Below are 17,358 nucleotides of genomic sequence, written 5' to 3'. Positions count from 1 at the left end.
TGGTATGGCTTCACGCGGTGCGACGCTGTTGGAGACTAGTGTTCCTGTGCGGAGCGAAAAAAGGGGAGGACCCATATGGCCGACAAGACCGAGAAGCAGGACATGGCATGGCGGGCCATCGGCGGCCTGGTAGGCCTGGCCACCGCCTGGGGCGCCAGGAAGGTCATCGGGTTCGCCTGGGAGAAGACGACCGGCAGGAAGCCGCCGGCGGACAACGAGTCGCTGGACATCAGCCTCGGCGAGGCGATCGGCTACGCCGTGGTGATGGGCGTGGGCATGCAGGTCGCCCAGATCGTGGTGGCCCGCACCGCCAGGAGGCGCTACGACGCCTGGAAGGCCGTGAAGAGCACGGCCAAGGAGATCGCCTCCTGACGGCGGGGAGGGCGGTGCGAGGGAGCCCCGGGGCCTCAGGACTCCAGGGCCGCGAGAAACTCCTTCGCCCAGCGGTCCACGTCGTAGGTCGCCACCCGTCTGCGCAGCGAGCGCATCCGGCGGGACAGATCGTGCGGCGTGGACCGCATCGCGGTCAGCATCATCCGCTTGAGCCCGTCGATGTCGTAGGGGTTCACCATGAACGCCTGCCGTAGCTCGTCGGCCGCCCCGGCGAACTCACTGAGCACCAGCGCGCCGCGCAGGTCGTTGTGGCAGGCGATGTACTCCTTGGCGACCAGGTTCATCCCGTCGCGCAGCGGCGTCACCACCATCACGTCCGCCGCCAGGTAGAGCGACGCCAGCTCGTCGCGGCCGTAGGACTGGTGCATGTACTGCACCGGCTGCAGGCCGAGCTCGCCCTGCTCGCCGTTGATCCGGCCGACCTGCAGCTCGATCGAGTCGCGCAGCCGCATGTATTCCTCGACCCGTTCCCGGCTCGGCGTCGCGATCTGCACGAACGCCGCCTCCCCGGCCTTGATCGAGCCCTCGGAGAGCAGTTCCTCGAACGCCTTCAGCCGCTGGCCGATGCCCTTGGTGTAGTCGAGCCGGTCCACGCCGAGCAGCATGCACTCGGGGTCGCCCAGCTCCGCGCGGATCTCCTTGGCCCGCTCGATGATGTGCGGCTCGCGGACCAGGGAGTCCAGCTCGCCGAAGTCCACCGAGATGGGGAAGGCCCCGGCGCGCACGACCCGGTCCTCCACGTAGATCTCGTGCTTGTGGTGCTGGTAGCCGAGCAGGCGGCGGCAGAGCCTGATGAAGTTGGAGGCGCCTCCGGGGCGCTGGAACCCGACGAGGTCGGCGCCGAGCAGGCCTTCGACGATCTCCCGCCGCCAGGGGAGCTGCGAGAACAGCTCGACCGGCGGGAAGGGGATGTGCAGGAAGAAACCGATGCGCAGGTCGGGGCGGAGCTTGCGCAGCATGGCCGGGACCAGCTGGAGCTGGTAGTCCTGGATCCACACGACGGCGTTCTCCGCGGCCTCCTCGGCGGCGGCCCGGGCGAAGCGCTCGTTGACCACCCGGTAGGCCTCCCAGGTGACGCGCGAGTAGACCGGCGGGGCGACCACGTCGTGGTAGAGCGGCCAGAGGGTGGTGTTGGAGAATCCCTCGTAGTAGAGCTCCACCTCCGACTCCGACAGCGGCACGGGGATGAGGTGCATGCCGTCGTGGTCAAAGGGGTCGAGCCGCTCGTCGGGGGCCCCGTGCCAGCCGATCCAGGCGCCTTCCCGGCGCTGGAGGACGGGGGCGATCGCGGTGACGAGGCCGCCGGGGCTGCGCCGCCACATGTCCTCACCCATCCGGTCGACGGGAAGGCGGTTAGCCACGATCAGAAATGAACTGCGGCCCTGCACAGATTCCTCCAGATAGTCGTCTTACCCATAACGACTACCCAATTCGGGCGTTTCTATGACTTTCCACGTGGAAGTCCCCGATGAGCCCGCAGATCCGCCCGGACGATGTCGGCGAGCTTCCTGGTGGCGGCGCGGTTGAGCATCCCTCCGGCCACGGCACCGGTGAGGAAGGGGCCCAGCGTGGTCAGATGGCGGCCGAGGGTGCGCATCAGCCGGTTGCGCAGGGCGGTCTTGGTGGCCGCGCCCAGGGCGACGGTGACCGAGCCGGGGGACATGGGATCGACCCCGCGCTGCTTGGACCAGGCGGTCACGTAGGCCACCGCCCGCTGGGAGCCGGTGCCGGGCACCGCTATGCCGTAGACCTCGTGGAGCTCGGCGATGAGCTTGACCTCGATCGCGGCGACCACGAGGGTCTCCGCCACGAGCTGGGCGGGGGCCGACAGCAGCAGGGGCGGGGCGGCGAACTCGGCGGCGGCGAGGGCTCCCCCGATGGCGCCGACCGTCATGGTGGCCTTGGACGCGGTCCGCGCCAGGTCGTCGGCCAGCGGCTCGGCGGTGAGTCCGTGGTGGTGCTCGGAGAGGGTGGCGAGGTCGCGGATGGGGATGCGGGGCGCCACGGCCATGAACACGTCGGCCAGCCAGCGGCCCCGGCCCGTCCCGGAGGCCTTGGCCTTCCTGGCGCCGTCGGCCAGGGTGGTGGACAGGCGGCCGAGCAGCCGTCGCCGCTCGGCGCCATCCATGTCGCCAGGCTCGGCGAGCCTGCCGACGATCTCGGCCACTTCGTTCTCCGGCGTGCCGGCCGACTCCTCGGCCGTGGAGTCGTCCGGCTCGACACCGGTCTGTCTGTTCTCTGACGGCATGTCTCGGAACCTCCTCAAGGCTTGTCCTTGGGCCCTACCCTTCCATCGGAGGGCACACATCGGACAGGCCATCGGAACGATCGTCAGGCCGCGCACTCCCGGCAGATCTGCTGGCCGTTCCTTTCGACGGCGAGCTGGCTGCGGTGATGCACCAAGAAGCAGCGCGCGCAGGTGAACTCGTCGGCCTGACGAGGAATCACCCGGAGCGAAAGCTCCTCGTTGGACAAGTCGGCACCCGGCAGTTCGAGCGACTCGGCGAGATCCGTCTCGTCGATGTCGATACTGCCCGAGGACTTGTCGGTACGGCGTGCCTGCAGTTCCTGAAGACTGTCCTCGTTGAGGTCGTCATCGGTCTTGCGTGGGCTGTCGTAATCGGTAGCCATCGGTCTGCTCCATCCCCCTCATCTATCTGTCTGCGCCGGCTCGCGCGTGTGTAACGTCCGAGAGGCCCAAGTTGTGCCCAATCCGACAGAGAGATTCCTGCTCGGTACCCCGCCGGAATGGTCGCTGAACCTCCCCACACGTGAGGGACCTCCCGCCAATGGGCATGGTTAGCCAAATATGGCGTAAACCACAGCATTGGCGACATGAACCACCGTGTTCGACGGCACATCCAACCACATGTACGGCGTGAACGAGACGCCCCCCGCCGGATCAACGTGATTGGAGTCTCACGGTCACCACGAGACCTCCTCCGTCCCTGGGGACGGCGGTCACGTTGCCTCCGTGAGCGCGCACGACCGCACGGACGATGGACAGCCCGAGCCCCGCCCCCTTGGCCGATTCGACCCGGTCGGCGTTGAGCCGCCGAAACGGCTCGAACAAGCTGTTCACCTCGTATGCGGGCACATGCGGCCCCGTGTTGGCCACCTGAACAACCAGGGCCCCCTCCACCATTCCCGTCCGCACCCAGAGACGTCCGGCTTCGGGGAGGTTGTGTTTTATCGCGTTCTCCACCAGATTCGCCACGCAGCGCTCCAGCAGGACCGGATCGCCTTCCGTCTCGGCGCTGCGGAGCTCGGTGGTCATGGTGACCCCGGCCTCCTCGGCACGTGAGGTCAGCTGCTCCACGGCGGTCTCGGCGACGTCCTTCACGTCCACCCGCTTGCGCACGCTCAGCTCGCGTTCGCTGCGGGCCAACAGCAGCAGGCCCTCGATCAGGTGCTCGTTACGGGCGTTGACCTCCAGGAGCGTACGGCCCAGCGCCTTGAGATCCCCCGACGCCTCGGGGTCTCCCAGCGCGATCTCCAGGACCGTCCGGTTGATCGTCAACGGTGTGCGGAGCTCGTGCGAGGCGTTGGCCACGAACCTCCGTTGTGTGTCGAACGCCACATTGAGCCTGGTCAGCATGGCGTCGAAGGTGTCGGCCAGCTCCTTGAGCTCGTCGTTGGGCCCCTTGAGGTCGATCCGCTCGTGGGCGAGCGTGGTCCCGGAGAGCTTGCGGGCCGTCGTGGTCATCTGCTGGATCGGCTTGAGCGCCCGGTCGGCGACGAGATAGCCGATGATGACCGCCAGGATGCCCACGCCCGCCAGAGCCAGCAGCGAGCGCCTGAGCAGGGCTTTACGCGCCTCGTCGATCGCGAGATGCCGGAACCCGGTCCACTCCTCCTGGAACTTCTGCTGGTAGGCGAGCGGCGCGTCCGGCAGGCTGATGGGCGGCCAGGCATCGTTGATGGCCCAGCCCACCAGCATGTAGATCACGAACAGCAGGAGCATCCCGGCCACGAAGAACAGCACGCCGTAGGTGATGGTCAGCCGCCACCGGATGCTGATCCGGTCCATGAGCGCTCTCACCTGGTCGAGGACCGAGGGCCGCTGCGGGGAGGCACCCTGCGGAGGCGGCCCGTCCCACACCGGCGGGCCGGTCGGCGGCGGCGGCTGGGGCCGCGCCGGAGCGGCGAAGGCCGGCGGGGCGCCCTTCCTCGCCTCCCTCTCGGAGTGCGGGCTGATCATCGGATGGGTGGGCACCGACTCGCGCGGCCCGTCCGCCGGAGCGGACCCGGGCCGTTCCTCTCCCCCGCCTGCTGGAAAACTCACAACTTGTATCCGACTCCGGGCACCGTCTCGATCACCTGAGGCTCGCCCAGCTTCTTCCTCAGGGTCATCATGGTGACCCGCACCACGTTGGTGAACGGGTCGATGTTCTCGTCCCACGCCTTGTCCAGCAGGTCCTCCTGGCTGACGACGGCGCCCTCGGCGCGCATCAGCTCCTCAAGGACCGCGAACTCCTTCTTGGTGAGCGCGATCTCCTCGCCGTCCCTGCTGACCAGCCGCTTGCCCGGATCCAGCCGGACCCCGTTCCGCTCCAGCACCGGCGGCAGCGCCGGGGCGGAACGGCGGCCGAGGGCCCGCACCCGCGCCACGAGCTCGATGAACACGAAGGGTTTGGCCAGGTAGTCGTCGGCGCCCAGGCCCAGCCCCTCCACCTTGTCGTCCACGTCACCCGAGGCGGTCAGCATCAGGATCCGCGACGCGGTCCGCTCGGCCACCAGGCGGCGGCAGACCTCGTCCCCGTGGACCACGGGCAGGTCCCGGTCCAGAACGATCACGTCGTAGTCGATGTAACCGGTCCGTTCCAGCGCGCCGGCGCCGTCGTAGGCCACATCCACGGCCATGGCCTCACGCCGAAGCCCCGTCGCGATCGCGTCGGCGAGCACCCGCTCGTCCTCAACCACAAGCACCCGCACGGCCTCTGGTACCTCCCGTGAAATATGGAAAGAGCCGCTGGAACGGCTACCCATTGTCGCCACACCCTCCGTAAGCCGGCGGTAAGGCCACTGCCACGATAGACACCGTCCGTGATGTGTGACACATCCAGGTTTAGCCGATGCCGATTGCTGGGTACAGCCCGAAGCCAGTCCTCCCAGCCCTACCCTTCATCCCCCGTTGAGAAAGAAGGTGAAATGGGCGAGTTCACGACCACGATCGGACACCGCCTCGACCAGGCCTACAAGAATCTGCAGGAGGCCAGGTCCGCAGGCGACGACTACCTCGCCGACACCTTCGCCGCCGAGATCGAGGACCTCCGTCGTCTGGCCACAGACAACGGCCTCTCCCTCTAGCGCCGGCGCGAGGAGGCCCCGGCGTCACGCCGGGGCCTCCTCGCGTCAGGTGTCCCTGACGTTCTCCCACCGCGCGTCCCCGGCGTCCCGGGTGCCCGCGCTCCGGACGCCCTCAGCCGGGTGCCCGCGTTCCGGACGCCCCGGCTCCGGGACGCGCTCCTCAGGCGTCGCGCTCGGGGTCCAGCGGCGCCAGCAGGTCGTGCAGCTCCTCGAACAGGCCCGGCGCCGCGCAGAGCGTGAGCTCCGGACTGGCCGGTCCGCCGTTCAGCCCGCCCAGCCTGGCTCCGGCCTCGGTGGCGATGAGGCCGCCGGCCGCGTAGTCCCAGACCTGCGGGCCCCGCTCGTAGTAGCCGTCCACCCGGCCGGCCGCCACCGAGCACAGGTCCGCGGCGGCCGAGCCGGCCCGGCGGATGTCGCGCACGCGCGGCACCACGTGGGCGAGCACCTCCGCCTGCACCCTCCGCCGTCCCGTCTCGTAGCCGAACCCGGTGGCGATCAGGGCCCGGTTCAGCGGCACGCCGGTGTTGCAGCGCAGCCGCTCCCCCGACAGCCACGCGCCCTCGCCCCTGGCCGCGGTGAAGACCTCGCCGCGGGGCACGACGTTGACCACCCCGGCGACGACCTCGCCGTCGACCTCGACCGCGATGCTGACCGCCCAGTCCGGCAGGCCGTACAGGAAGTTGACCGTGCCGTCGATCGGGTCCACGATCCAGCGGACGCGGCCGTCGCCGGTCGATCCGCCCTCCTCACCGAGGATCGCGTCGTCCGGCCTGACCGCCTTGAGCCTGGCGCGGATCAGCTCCTCGGAGGCCTTGTCCAGCGCGGTCACCACGTCGGTGGGGCTGGACTTGGTGGCCAGCACCTCGGGCCGGGCCGGGCGTTTGGCCAGGAGCATCTCCCCGGCCTCCCGGGCGATCTCCTCGGCCAGGTGGGCGAAGGTGCCTAGGGTCTCCATCGTCCCGCCCTCCTCCTCGTCGCCCCTCGCTCCGCCGGGCTCACGAGAGCGACTCCGGCCGCTTCCACTCCCGGCCGAGAACGTGCTGGTCCAGGAAGGCGAGGACGGTCTCGTACCAGACCACGGCGTTGCCGGGCTTGAGCACCCAGTGGTTCTCGTCGGGGAAGTACAGGAACTTCGACTCCACGCCCGAGCGCTGCAGGTCCCACCACAGGCGCAGGCCCTCGCCGATCGGCACCCGGTAGTCCTTGTCGCCGTGGATGACCAGCATCGGCGTGGAGATCTCCGCCAGGGACAGGTGCGGGGAGAGGCTGGCGTACAGCTCGCCGCCCGGGGTGCCGAACTCGCGCTGCCAGTACATGGGCGCGTCGGTGGTGCCGGCGAACTGGTCCAGGTGCCAGAGCGAGGCGTGGGTGACGATCGCCTTGAACCGGTCGGTGTGCCCGGCGACCCAGTTGGCCATGTAGCCGCCGAACGAGCCGCCCATGGCGGCGGTCCTGGTGGCGTCGACCTCCGGCAGCTCCAGCGCGGCGTCGGTGATCGACATCAGGTCGGCGTGGGTGCGCGGGCCCCAGTTGGCCCAGCCGCGCCGGATCATCTCCGAGCCGTAACCGGTGGACAGGCACGGGTCGGGCAGCAGTACGGCGTAGCCGTGCTGCGCCATGATCCACGGGTTCCACCGCCAGGACCAGTCGTTCCAGCTCGACAGCGGGCCGCCGTGGATCCACAGCAGGAACGGCGCCGGGTTCTCCGCGGAGGCCCCCTCCGGCAGCACCAGCCAGCCCCGGACCGTCGCGCCGTCGTCGGCGGTCGCGGTCACCTCGGTCAGCGTTCCGGGCAGCTCCAGCTCGGGGGCCGGGGAGGCCAGCTCCTCGACCGTGCCGCCGGCGGTGACGCGGACCGGTCCCGCGGCGCGGTCCACGGCGCTGCGCAGCGCGTAGACGGCGCCGTCGGGCGCGACGTTGAGCGACAGGTAGGCGGCGTCGTCCGGGGTGAGCCGCACCGGCTCGGAGCCGTCGGCCGGGACCTGGAAGATCGGGCGGCGGCCCTGGTGGTCGGCGGCCACGTACAGGGAGCGCGAGTCGGGGGCCCAGGCGATGTCCGACGGCCACAGTCCGCCACCCGCGGCGTGCCCCTCGCCGGTGGCCAGGTCCACGATCCACAGGGTGGTCTCGGGGATCCGCGAGGTGTCGGCCTGGACGCTGCGCACGCACGCGACCAGGCGGCCGTCCGGAGAGACCCTGACGGGGCCGTCGAAGTCGTAGCCGTCCTGCTCGGCCAGGATCCGCTGGGCTCCGGCGTCGGCCGTCGCGATCGCCACCAGCCGGGAGCGGATCTCGCCCGCCGGCAGCGGCACCGACCAGGTCGTCACGACCGTCCCGCCGTCGGGGGTCACGTCGTAGGAGGCGTTGGTCAGCGCCTTGCCCGGCTGCGGGGTGAGGTCCCTGACCTCGGCCAGCCGGTCGTCCTCGCCGAGGATCCCGGCGAACAGCCTGGGCTCGCCGGGGCCGAGGTCGTGATCCCAGTAGCGCACCAGGGAGCTCTCGTGCAGGATCGCGCTGATCCCGGTCTCCTTGCGGGCCTTGCGCCGCTCGTCCTCGGTGGCCTCGTCACCGGGCAGGACGTCGGAGCCGAAGACCACGCTCTGGCCGCCGACGGCGAATCCGGCCACACCGCCGGGCCTGGAGGCGATCTGCCGGGCCTCGCCGCCGGCCGCGGGCAGCAGCCAGAGCGCCGGGGTCTCCTCGTCGGCGTCCTTGACGGTCGGGTCGGGACGGCGCGAGCCGAAGAGCAGGTCGCCGTCCGCGGTGAACTCCGCTCCGGCCTCGCCCTTGACGGACCTGGTCAGCCGGTACGGCCTGCGCCCGTCGAAGGGGATCTCCCACAGCGAGGTCCCGTAGGACTTGCCGTCGGGGTTCAGTGCCTGCACCACGCTGACCAGGCGGGTTCCATCGGGGGAGAGCCGCAGGGATGCCACCCGCGGTACGCCGACATAATCGCGAATGTCATTGAAAGGGGTCACCATCCGAACCTACCTCGGACGTCGTCCCCGGTCGCGCATCCTGACGGACACCTCTGTCCGGACAATCGCGCGCCCTGCTGGACACCTCTGTCCGGACAATCGCGCGTCCTGCTGGACGCCTCTGTCCGGACACCGAGGGTGACCGTGCGAGAGAATGCCCTGGCATGCGGTTTGATGAATGCCATGGGGACTTACGACGCGTTGCTCGTCGTCTCGTTCGGAGGGCCGGAGAAGCCCGACGACGTGATGCCGTTTCTGGAGAACGTGGTGCGGGGCCGGGGGATCCCGCGCGAGCGGTTGCTGGAGGTCGAGGCGCACTACCAGCGTTTCGGCGGGATGAGCCCGATCAACCAGCAGTGCCGCGACCTGATCGCCGCGATCGAGCCGACCATCGACCTGCCGGTCTACTGGGGGAACCGCAACTGGCACCCCTACCTGGAGGACACGCTCCGCCAGATGGCCGCCGACGGCGTCCGCCGGGCGGCGGCCTTCGTCACCGCCGCCTACAGCTCGTACTCGGCCTGCCGGCAGTACATCGATGACATCTCCCTGGCCAGGGCCGCGGTCGAGGGCGCGCCGGAGGTCGTCAAGCTCCGGCACTACTTCGACCATCCCGGCTTCGTCGCGGCCATGGTGGACCACACCCGCGCGGCCCTGGAGGAGCTGCCGGCCGAGCACAGGGACGCCGCGCGCCTGGTCTTCACCGCGCACAGCATCCCCGTCTCGATGGCGGAGACGTCCGGGCCGGGCGGCGGGGCGTACGAGGCGCAGCTACGCCGGACGGCCTCGCTGATCGCCGCCGGGGTGGGCGGCGACCGGCCGTGGGACCTGGTCTGGCAGAGCCGCAGCGGCGCCCCGCACATCCCGTGGCTGGAGCCCGACGTCTGCGACCATCTGGCCGGGATCGACGCCCCCGCGGTGGTGCTGGTGCCGATCGGGTTCGTCTCCGACCACATGGAGGTCGTCTACGACCTCGACGTGGAGGCCGCGGAGCTGGCCGGGAAGATGGGCCTGCCGCTGGCCAGGGCCGCCACCGCGGGCACCCACCCCCGGTTCGTCGCGATGGTCGGCGAGCTGCTGGCCGAGCCGGAGCCGGTCGCCTGCGCGGCCACCTGCTGCCCCGCCCCGGCCCGCCGTACCGCCCAGGCGCCGGGGGCGGGCCGTCACGGGTAGGCGCGGGCGTAGCCCTGGGAGATGGACATGACCTTGCTGACGTACGACCAGGAGTGGTTGTAGAACCAGATGGCCTTCTCCAGCTTCTTGCCGCCCTGCCCGGCGCCGTTGGCGCACAGGTAGTTGGCCGCCGAGGGGACGGCGTCGTACGGGCTCCAGATGTCGGCGACGCCGTCGCCGTCGCCGTCGACCCCGTAGGCCTTCCAGGTGGCGGGCATGAACTGCATGGGGCCCTGCGCGCCCGCCGAGGACGGCCCGTTGTTGCGCCCGTGCGAGCTCTCCACCTGGCCGATCGCGGCCAGCACCGTCCATGACAGGCCCGGGCAGACGGCGGCCGACCTGCGGTACAGATCCAGGTAGCTGCCGGGCCGTCCGACCGCCACCTGCCGGACCGCCCGCGACTGCTTGCCGGTGGTCTTGGTCTTAACAGTGGTCTTGGCCGTGGTCTTGGTCTTGGTCTTGCCGGTGGCGGCCCTGTCCGCGGCGCTCTTGTCCGCGGCGGCCCGCGCCGTACGGCCGCCGCCCACCGCGATCACCTGCGCGCCCGAGCCGAGCAGCCTGCGCACCCCGGCGTTCAGGGTGGTCGCCGCCTTCTCCGGGCCGTGCACCAGCAGTGCCACGCCCGGCAGCAGCCCGAGCCGCCGGCCGGTCTCCATGCCGACCAGGCCGTCCACGCCGGGCAGGCCGAACGAGGCGGACGCCGCGACCCGGAGCCGGGGGCCGCCGTCCACCTGGTACTCCGATCCGAGGACCAGCCCGAAGCGGCGCACCGCCGAGCTGTCGGCGACGAACTCCCCCTGGGTCAGCGCGCTCCACACCCTGGGCTGTTCGGCCACGGCCTTCGGCGCCCAGGCCCGGAAGCGCGCCGGGTCGACCGCGAGCAGGTTGAGCCCGGCCCCGGAGATCCTGACCGCTCCGCCGTCGAAGGAGTCGACCTTCTCGACGTGCTTGAGCTGGGAGATGTCCTCCTTGGTCTGCTGGGGCAGGCCCGTCTGGGAGATCACCAGCAGCCGGGGCGGGGTCAGGGTGATCCCGGGACCGCCGGTGGCCGAGGTCACCGGGGCCGCGGAGGGCGCCGGGGTCGGCCTGACCGTCGGAGGGCCGGCCAGCGGGGCGAGTCCGGCCAGGTCGGGGAGGTCGGACTCGGCGGCGGTGGCCGTGAGGGAGCCTGCGGGACGGGTGGCGAGGAACACCGCGCCGACGACGACCGCGAGCGCGGCCACGATGGCCAGCATCGTGACGAACGCCCACAACCGGGGAAGATGCGACACCGCGCTCACGTTAGCTCCAAGAAGCCATGATGTGTGCCATCGCGTGGAAAATGGCTTGCCGAGCACCGGTTCGGTCGGAAACTGTCGGTACGATCTACGCTTGAAACGCGCGAGGGGGAGTCGTCAGTGGTCGGGCCGTACCGGGGACTGTTCAGCACGCCCGGTGTCAAAGGTTTCGTGATCGCCGGATTCGTCGGGCGGATGCCGATGTCGATGCTCGGCCTCGGCATCATCCTGCTCATCGAGGCCCTCACCGACTCCTTCGCCATGGCGGGCGCGGTCGCGGCCACCGTCAACATCTCCTACGCCGTCGCCGCGCCCCTGACGGGACGCCTGGTGGACAGGTTCGGCCAGGCCAGGGTAATCGTCCCGCTCACCCTGGCACACGGCACCGCGCTGACGGGCCTGATGCTCTGCGCGCAGTTCCGGGCGCCCGCGTGGAGCCTGTTCGCCACCGGCGTCCTGGTCGGCGCGAGCGCGGTGTCGCTCGGCTCGCTCGTGCGGGCCCGCTGGTCCCACCTGCTCGCGGGGTCGGCCAGGCTGCACGCGGCGTTCTCCTTCGAGTCGGTCGCCGACGAGGTCGTCTTCGTCGCCGGGCCGGCGCTGGTCACCGCCCTGGCCACCATGGTCAACCCCTACGCCGGCCTGATCGTCGCCCTGGTCTGCACGATCGCGGGCACCCTCGCCTTCGCGATGCAGCGCGGCACCGAGCCGCCGGTCAACCGGGGCGAGAGGCGCTCCGGCAGCCCGATCACCATTCCCGGGGTCGCCCTACTGTCGTGCGTCTTCCTGGCGATGGGCGCGGTCTTCGGCTCGGTCGACCTGATCACGGTGGCCTTCGCCGAGGAGCACGGGGCCAAACCCGCCGCCGGCCTGCTGCTCGCCGCGTTCGCGGGCGGCAGCCTGGTCTCCGGCCTCTGGTACGGCGCGCGGCGGTGGAAGCTCTCGCTGCGCGGCCGGTTCGTCCGCGCCATCGGGGTGTTCGCGGTCGGCCTGACCCCGATCGCCCTGATCGGCGACGTCAGGGTCATGGCTCCGGCGCTGTTCCTCGCCGGGCTGGCCATCTCCCCCACGATCATCACCGGCTACACGCTGATCGAGCAGCTGGTCCCGGCCCGCCTGCTCACCGAGGGCATGTCGTGGGTCTCGACCGCGGTCGGTTTCGGCGTGGCGCTCGGGGCCTGGGCGGGCGGCCGGCTCACCGACGCGTTCGGCGCCTCCAACGCCTACGGCTTCTCCTTCGCCTGCGCCATACTCGCTGTGATCATCGGCATCGGCGGCTCCGCCTGGCTGCGGACCCCTATTCCGCAGCAATAATCATGAGTATTGTTCACATTCGCGAGAGAAGCGAGGGTGGACAGGTAGCCACCGCATGAACATGCGTGCTTCTTGACGCCGACAGGCAAGGAGCATGCATGAACGAGGTCTTCCGCAACTGGGCCGGCAACCAGTCCGTCACTCCGGCGGAGGTCCGCGCGCCCTCTTCGGCGGAGGAGGTGGCGCGGGCCGTACGGGAGGCCGCCGCGTCGGGGCGCCGGGTGCGCATGGTCGGCACCGGGCACTCCTTCACCGGGGTCGCGCTGACCGACGGCCTGCTGCTGCGGCCGCACGCGCTGACCGGCATCCGGGAGGTCGGCGACGGCTGGGTGACGGCGGCGGCCGGGACGCCCCTCAGCGTTCTGAACGAGGAACTCCACCGGATGGGCCTGGCCCTGGCGAACATGGGCGACATCACCGCCCAGACCCTGGCCGGGGCCATCCAGACCGGCACCCACGGCACCGGCAGGGACGTCGGCGGGCTGGCCGACCAGGTGACGGCGCTGGAGCTGGTGCTCGCCGACGGCGAGGTCGTCACGGTCTCCCGCGGCGGCACGGGGAAGATCCGTGACGGGGTGAGCGAGCAGGACCTGTTCGACGCGGCCCGGGTCGGCCTGGGCGCGCTCGGCGTGGTGACCGCGGTGACCTTCCGGGTGGAGCCGTCGTTCCTGCTGCGCAGCACCCGGCAGCCGATGCCGCTGACCGAGATCCTCGACTCGCTCGACGCGATCACCTCGGACAACGAGCACCTGGACTTCTTCTGGCTGCCGCACACCGACACCTGCCTGACCAAGCGGAACAACCGGAGCCCGGGACCGGCCGACCCGCCGAGCGCGTTCAGGCACTGGCTGGACAACAAGTTCCTGGAGAACACCCTGTTCGGCGCGTTGTGCGGGGTCGGCGGGCGCTTCCCCGGCGCGATCCCCCGGCTCAACGCGATCTCGGCGGCGGCGCTGTCGGCCTCGACCCACACCGACACCTCGTACAAGATCTTCACAAGCGTGCGGGACGTGCGTTTCCTGGAGATGGAGTACGCCGTCCCGCGCGAGCTCCTCGGCCAGGCCCTCCGCGAGACCCGCGACCTCGTGGAACGGCGGGACTGGAAGATCACCTTCCCGATCGAGGTGCGGGTCACCCCGGCCAGTGACGCCTGGCTGTCCACCGCCTACGGCCGGGAGACGGCCTACGTCGCCTGCCACATCTACCGGCCGACGCCGAACCCGGCCTACTTCGAGGGCGTCGAGGAGGTCATGACCAGGCTGGGCGGCCGTCCCCACTGGGGCAAACTCCACACCCGCGACGCGGGCTACCTGGCCACGGTCTATCCCCGCTTCGGCGACTTCCGGACCCTGCGGGACCGGCTGGACCCGGACCGCGTGTTCACCAACGACTACCTGGACACCGTCCTGGGCTGATCCCGCCGGGCCTCACTGGTCGCCGTCAAGGCCCTGCTGGTCCGGCACGTCGCTCGGGAGACCGCCCTGCTCGGGGGCGACCGTCTCGCCCGGAGGCGACGGGACGCTCGGCTTCTCACTGGGCTCCGGCGACGGGTCGACATGGGTGGGGCCGGACGTCGGGACCGAGGTCGGGGCCTGGGTGGGCGTCGGAGGAGGGGTGGATCCCGAGGTGGGCTCCGTCGTCGGCTGTCGCGTCGGCCCGGAGTCCGCGGTCGAGGCCGGCTCGGGAGTCCTCTCCGTCGTCGCCGGCGGGGGGACCGGGCTGGCCGGCCTGGACGTCTTGACCCGCTCGGGGCCCTTCTTCCGCTCCCCCGCGCCCGGGTTGAGGCTGGTGCCCGAGCTCTTCTCACCCTTGAGCGTGCTCGACACGGGCTGCCCGGTGAGCCCCTCGAACCCCAGAATGACCCCCATGCTGACCACGAAGGTCACCACCGCCGTCACCGCCAGCATCCAGACCTTGACGCGGGGGCCGCGGGTGATCCTGGGCAGCTCGGCGGTGGCCGGGTTCACGTCCACCACGACGAGGTCGCCGAGGTCGCCGACACTCTCCGCCGAGGTGGCGCCGACGGCCGGGAACACCGAGGTCGGGGCGTCCGGGTCCACCGGGGCGGGCCTGCCGGCCTTCCCCGCCGGGGCCTCCTCCCGTACGGTGGCCTGCACGGCCGTCGCCAGCTCCCCCTTGCCCTCCACCTTCTTGGGCGGATCGTCGTCGGTCTCGTTCGTCACCAGGAGGGTGAGCTGGCTGCCGGTGCGCTTGAGGTAGTGGGTGTAGACGGCCCCGCCGACCGTGCTGCCCACGCTCATCACGGCCGCACCGATCACCGTCCCGGCGACCCCCAGGTACGACGCGGCCACCGCGGCCGTCATCGTGGCCAGGGCGCCTCCCACGATCTGCGGCACGCTCAGATCGAACCTCTGCTGGCCGCCCATTCCCCGAATCAGTCCCTTCTCACAAGCTTTCGGTAAAGGGGTGCGTAAAGGCTCCCTCCGAAGAATGACGCATCCGCGTGTCCTGTTGTTCCTGTGACCTGTGCGACAGGCAGATTCGCAGACGCCCCGCGCCGCCCAACCCCGAGGGAGTACGCCGGAGATGACATTCTCCCGCCGTTCGCACCGACCGCCGCTCTACGCCACACCGGCAGCCGTGACCGCCGGCCGCGGTGACGGCACGCACCCCACCGGCTCGCCTCCGCGCGCCTGCGGGGTCCCGGCCCGCCGCCCGGAGACCGGCGGGCAGGCCTCGACGTCATCTCCCGGCTCTTGTCCCAAGTCCACGACGGCACCGGAAGTTATTCGGGAGAATCCGTCGAGGACCCTGAACGTGCTGCTCCACACCGGTACCCGTAAGTAGATGAATGGAGCAAATGTGACCGGCGTCACATCGCTGCGAGCCCCATCCAGGAAGGCGATGTTCGGACATGCCGGGTACGGTGCTGGCAGGCAACCGGCACACGCGAGAGACTCAAGGGTCCGGGGGAAGATTGAGCACGACGACGAAGGGACTCGCATGCAGGAGCTCCGACTCGTCGCGGTGAGTGAGGACGGGACCTATCTCGTGCTGGCGACAGCCGGCCGGGGTACCCGGTTCACGCTGCCCGTCGACGACCGGCTCCGTGCTGCCGTCCGCGGCAACTTCTCCCGTCTCGGCCAGTACGAGATCGAAGTGGAGAGTCCGTTGCGCCCCAAGGAGATCCAGGCCCGGATCCGTGCCGGCGAGACCGCGGAGGAGATCGCCGCCACGGCGGGCATCCCGGTCGAGCGCGTGCGTTGGTTCGAGGGCCCCGTGCTCCAGGAACGTGAGTACATGGCTCAGCAGGCGCAGCGCTGCGCCGTGCGGCTGCCGGGCGACTCCGCTCCCGGTCCCACCCTCGGCGACCTGGTCGCCGAGCGGCTGACCCGTCGCGGCGTGCCCGCCGACGAGATCGACTGGGACTCCGCCAAGCGTGACGACAACCTGTGGCGGATCAAGCTCGGTTTCGTTTGGAACGGTCACAGCCGCAACGCGGAATGGATCTTCGATCCGCGACGGCGCCACATCACACCGCACGACGAGGAGGCCATGCGCCTGTCCGCCGGGGAGTACGTCGAGCCGGTGGAGGATTCCATCGTCACGCCGTTCGTGCCGCGCGTGGCCAAGCTCGCGCCGGTGCCGCCGCTGGCGCCCGAGCCGCTGAACCAGCCGCCGGTGTCGTTCCCCTCGGTGGTGCGCAACGAGCCGCCGGCCCCGGCCAGGCCCGCCTACGCCCAGCCCGAGCCCCCGGCCGCCTACGAGCAGCCGCCGATGCCGCCCATCCCGCCCGGATACGAGGCGCCCAGGCCCTCGGTGCCGCCACTGCGCGCCCCGGACCCGGTCGGCTACACACCGGTCAGGGCGCCCGAGCCCGCCGCCCGTGAGCAGGTCAGGGCGCCCGAGCCCGCCGTGCGTGAGCAGGTCGGGCCACCCGAGCCCGCGGCCGCGCAAGAGCCGGCCAAGGCGCCCGAGCCCGCTGTGCGTGAGCAGGTCAAGGCCCCCGAGCCGGTCGACCCCGTCGCACCGGCTGACGCGCCGGAGCAGGAGAAGGCGTCCGAGACGGCGCCGGCCGTACCCGAGCCCGCCGCGCGCGAGCAGTTCCGTTCCCCCGAGCCCGAGCCCGAGAGTGCCGAGGTGGCGCCCGCCGAGCCCGAGCCGGTCGTCGTGAAGGTTCCCGAGATCGTCCCCGCCGTCGCCGAGACCGGCCCTGAGCCGGCCGAGCCCATCGGGGAGCGGCCCGAACCGGAGCCCGAGAGTGCCGAGGTGGCGTCCGAGGCGGAGGAGCCCGCCGCTCCCGAGCCCGCAGCCGAGAAGGACCCGGCCCAGGAGCCCTCGATAGCCGTGCCGGCGGCGCGCGTCAGCGTCGACGAGCGGCCCGCCCAGGCCGAGCCGGTCAAGGAAGGGCCGCGACAGGCCGACAGGGCGGAGGCGCAGGAGAGTGAGGCGGGCAAGCCCGCGGCGGAGAAGCCCGCGGAGCCCTCGAAGCCCGTCGAGCCGCCGAAACCCGCCGAGCCGCCGAAGGCGGCGCCGGCGCCCGCCCGGCCCGCGAAGAAGGCCCGTGGGCGGCGCGCGTCCGTGCCGACCTGGGACGAGATCATGTTCGGCGCCCGCCGCCAGGACTGACCGCACCGCTGAGAGCGGGGGCGACCGGGCGACCGGTCGCCCCCGCTTCGCCGTACGGGGGACCGCACCGTCCGGGCGCCCTTGGYCCCGCCGTACGGAGAGCTCCGGGCCGTTCGGTTACTCCGGCCCCGCCGTGCGGGAGGCCACAGGCCGTTCGGTTACCCCGGCCCCGCCGTACGGAAAGCTCGGGCCGTTCGGTTACCCCGGCCCCGCCGTGCGGGAGGCCACAGGCCGTTCGGTTACCCCGGCCCCGCCGTACGGAAAGCTCGGGCCGTTCGGTTACCCCGGCCCCATCGTGCTGGACGTGGTGGGTGAGGCGATCGGGC

The 17,358-nt window shown here is 71.2% G+C and carries 16 protein-coding genes; 7 read left to right on the top strand and 9 right to left on the bottom strand.

Annotation, left to right across the window (positions count from 1 at the left end; translation table 11 throughout):
- Positions 1–75 precede the first annotated feature (75 nt).
- Positions 76–372 (top strand): DUF4235 domain-containing protein, encoded by a 297-nt coding sequence (locus CA984_RS13375; RefSeq protein WP_086571798.1) that lies wholly within the window; start codon positions 76–78, stop codon positions 370–372.
- A 35-nt stretch (positions 373–407) separates the two neighbouring features.
- Here the strand turns inward: CA984_RS13375 and CA984_RS13370 are convergent, their stop codons facing one another.
- The 5 genes from CA984_RS13370 to CA984_RS13350 form a co-directional block, all read right to left on the bottom strand.
- Positions 408–1,781, bottom strand: a complete 1,374-nt coding sequence (locus CA984_RS13370) for an alpha,alpha-trehalose-phosphate synthase (UDP-forming) (RefSeq protein WP_086571796.1) — start codon at positions 1,779–1,781, stop codon at positions 408–410.
- Positions 1,782–1,834: 53 nt separating this feature from the next.
- The gene (locus tag CA984_RS13365; protein ID WP_086571794.1) at positions 1,835–2,641 is read right to left on the bottom strand and encodes a hypothetical protein; all 807 of its coding nucleotides are present in this window, start codon (positions 2,639–2,641) and stop codon (positions 1,835–1,837) included.
- Positions 2,642–2,724: 83 nt separating this feature from the next.
- Positions 2,725–3,024 carry a DUF4193 domain-containing protein gene (locus CA984_RS13360; RefSeq protein WP_012893211.1) on the bottom strand — a complete coding sequence of 100 codons (300 nt, stop codon included), beginning with the start codon at positions 3,022–3,024 and terminating at the stop codon, positions 2,725–2,727.
- A 271-nt stretch (positions 3,025–3,295) separates the two neighbouring features.
- Positions 3,296–4,594, bottom strand: coding sequence for a sensor histidine kinase (locus tag CA984_RS13355; RefSeq protein ID WP_086571792.1), 1,299 nt, complete (start codon positions 4,592–4,594; stop codon positions 3,296–3,298).
- Positions 4,595–4,674: 80 nt separating this feature from the next.
- On the bottom strand, positions 4,675–5,328 hold the full coding sequence (locus CA984_RS13350; protein ID WP_086571790.1) for a response regulator transcription factor: 654 nt from the start codon (positions 5,326–5,328) through the stop codon (positions 4,675–4,677).
- A 216-nt stretch (positions 5,329–5,544) separates the two neighbouring features.
- Here CA984_RS13350 and CA984_RS46070 point away from each other — a divergent pair, with 216 nt between their 5' ends.
- Entirely contained in the window at positions 5,545–5,703 is a 159-nt protein-coding gene (locus CA984_RS46070; RefSeq protein ID WP_165781226.1) for a hypothetical protein, read from the top strand.
- Positions 5,704–5,863: 160 nt separating this feature from the next.
- Here CA984_RS46070 and CA984_RS13345 read toward each other — a convergent pair whose 3' ends face one another.
- Both CA984_RS13345 and CA984_RS13340 read right to left on the bottom strand, forming a co-directional pair.
- On the bottom strand, positions 5,864–6,658 hold the full coding sequence (locus CA984_RS13345; protein ID WP_086571789.1) for an inositol monophosphatase family protein: 795 nt from the start codon (positions 6,656–6,658) through the stop codon (positions 5,864–5,866).
- A gap of 40 nt (positions 6,659–6,698) precedes the next feature.
- Positions 6,699–8,684, bottom strand: coding sequence for a S9 family peptidase (locus tag CA984_RS13340; protein WP_086571787.1), 1,986 nt, complete (start codon positions 8,682–8,684; stop codon positions 6,699–6,701).
- Between the two features lie 180 nt (positions 8,685–8,864).
- Here CA984_RS13340 and CA984_RS13335 point away from each other — a divergent pair, with 180 nt between their 5' ends.
- On the top strand, positions 8,865–9,854 hold the full coding sequence (locus CA984_RS13335) for a ferrochelatase (RefSeq protein WP_242675923.1): 990 nt from the start codon (positions 8,865–8,867) through the stop codon (positions 9,852–9,854).
- Here CA984_RS13335 and CA984_RS48665 read toward each other — a convergent pair.
- The gene (locus CA984_RS48665; RefSeq protein WP_278249013.1) at positions 9,845–11,125 is read right to left on the bottom strand and encodes a lytic transglycosylase domain-containing protein; all 1,281 of its coding nucleotides are present in this window, start codon (positions 11,123–11,125) and stop codon (positions 9,845–9,847) included. The two genes, CA984_RS13335 and CA984_RS48665, sit on opposite strands and share 10 nt — an antisense overlap.
- A gap of 126 nt (positions 11,126–11,251) precedes the next feature.
- Here CA984_RS48665 and CA984_RS13325 point away from each other — a divergent pair, with 126 nt between their 5' ends.
- The gene (locus CA984_RS13325) at positions 11,252–12,442 is read left to right on the top strand and encodes an MFS transporter (protein ID WP_086571781.1); all 1,191 of its coding nucleotides are present in this window, start codon (positions 11,252–11,254) and stop codon (positions 12,440–12,442) included.
- Positions 12,443–12,540: 98 nt separating this feature from the next.
- Positions 12,541–13,857 (top strand): D-arabinono-1,4-lactone oxidase, encoded by a 1,317-nt coding sequence (locus CA984_RS13320; protein ID WP_086571779.1) that lies wholly within the window; start codon positions 12,541–12,543, stop codon positions 13,855–13,857.
- A 12-nt stretch (positions 13,858–13,869) separates the two neighbouring features.
- Here CA984_RS13320 and CA984_RS46065 read toward each other — a convergent pair whose 3' ends face one another.
- Positions 13,870–14,829, bottom strand: a complete 960-nt coding sequence (locus tag CA984_RS46065; protein ID WP_086571777.1) for a hypothetical protein — start codon at positions 14,827–14,829, stop codon at positions 13,870–13,872.
- Between the two features lie 577 nt (positions 14,830–15,406).
- Between CA984_RS46065 and sepH the strand changes: the two genes are divergently transcribed.
- Together sepH and CA984_RS47120 are read left to right on the top strand one after the other, a co-directional pair.
- The gene (gene sepH, locus CA984_RS13310; protein WP_086571775.1) at positions 15,407–17,032 is read left to right on the top strand and encodes a septation protein SepH; all 1,626 of its coding nucleotides are present in this window, start codon (positions 15,407–15,409) and stop codon (positions 17,030–17,032) included.
- A 133-nt stretch (positions 17,033–17,165) separates the two neighbouring features.
- A partial coding sequence (locus tag CA984_RS47120) for a hypothetical protein (RefSeq protein WP_207620850.1) occupies positions 17,166–17,358 on the top strand: 193 nt, incomplete at its 3' end.

The sequence above is a fragment of the Streptosporangium minutum genome, from assembly GCF_002149035.1.
Taxonomy (GTDB): Bacteria; Actinomycetota; Actinomycetes; order Streptosporangiales; family Streptosporangiaceae; genus Streptosporangium; species Streptosporangium minutum.
This window is presented reverse-complemented; position numbering and strand designations above follow the sequence as displayed.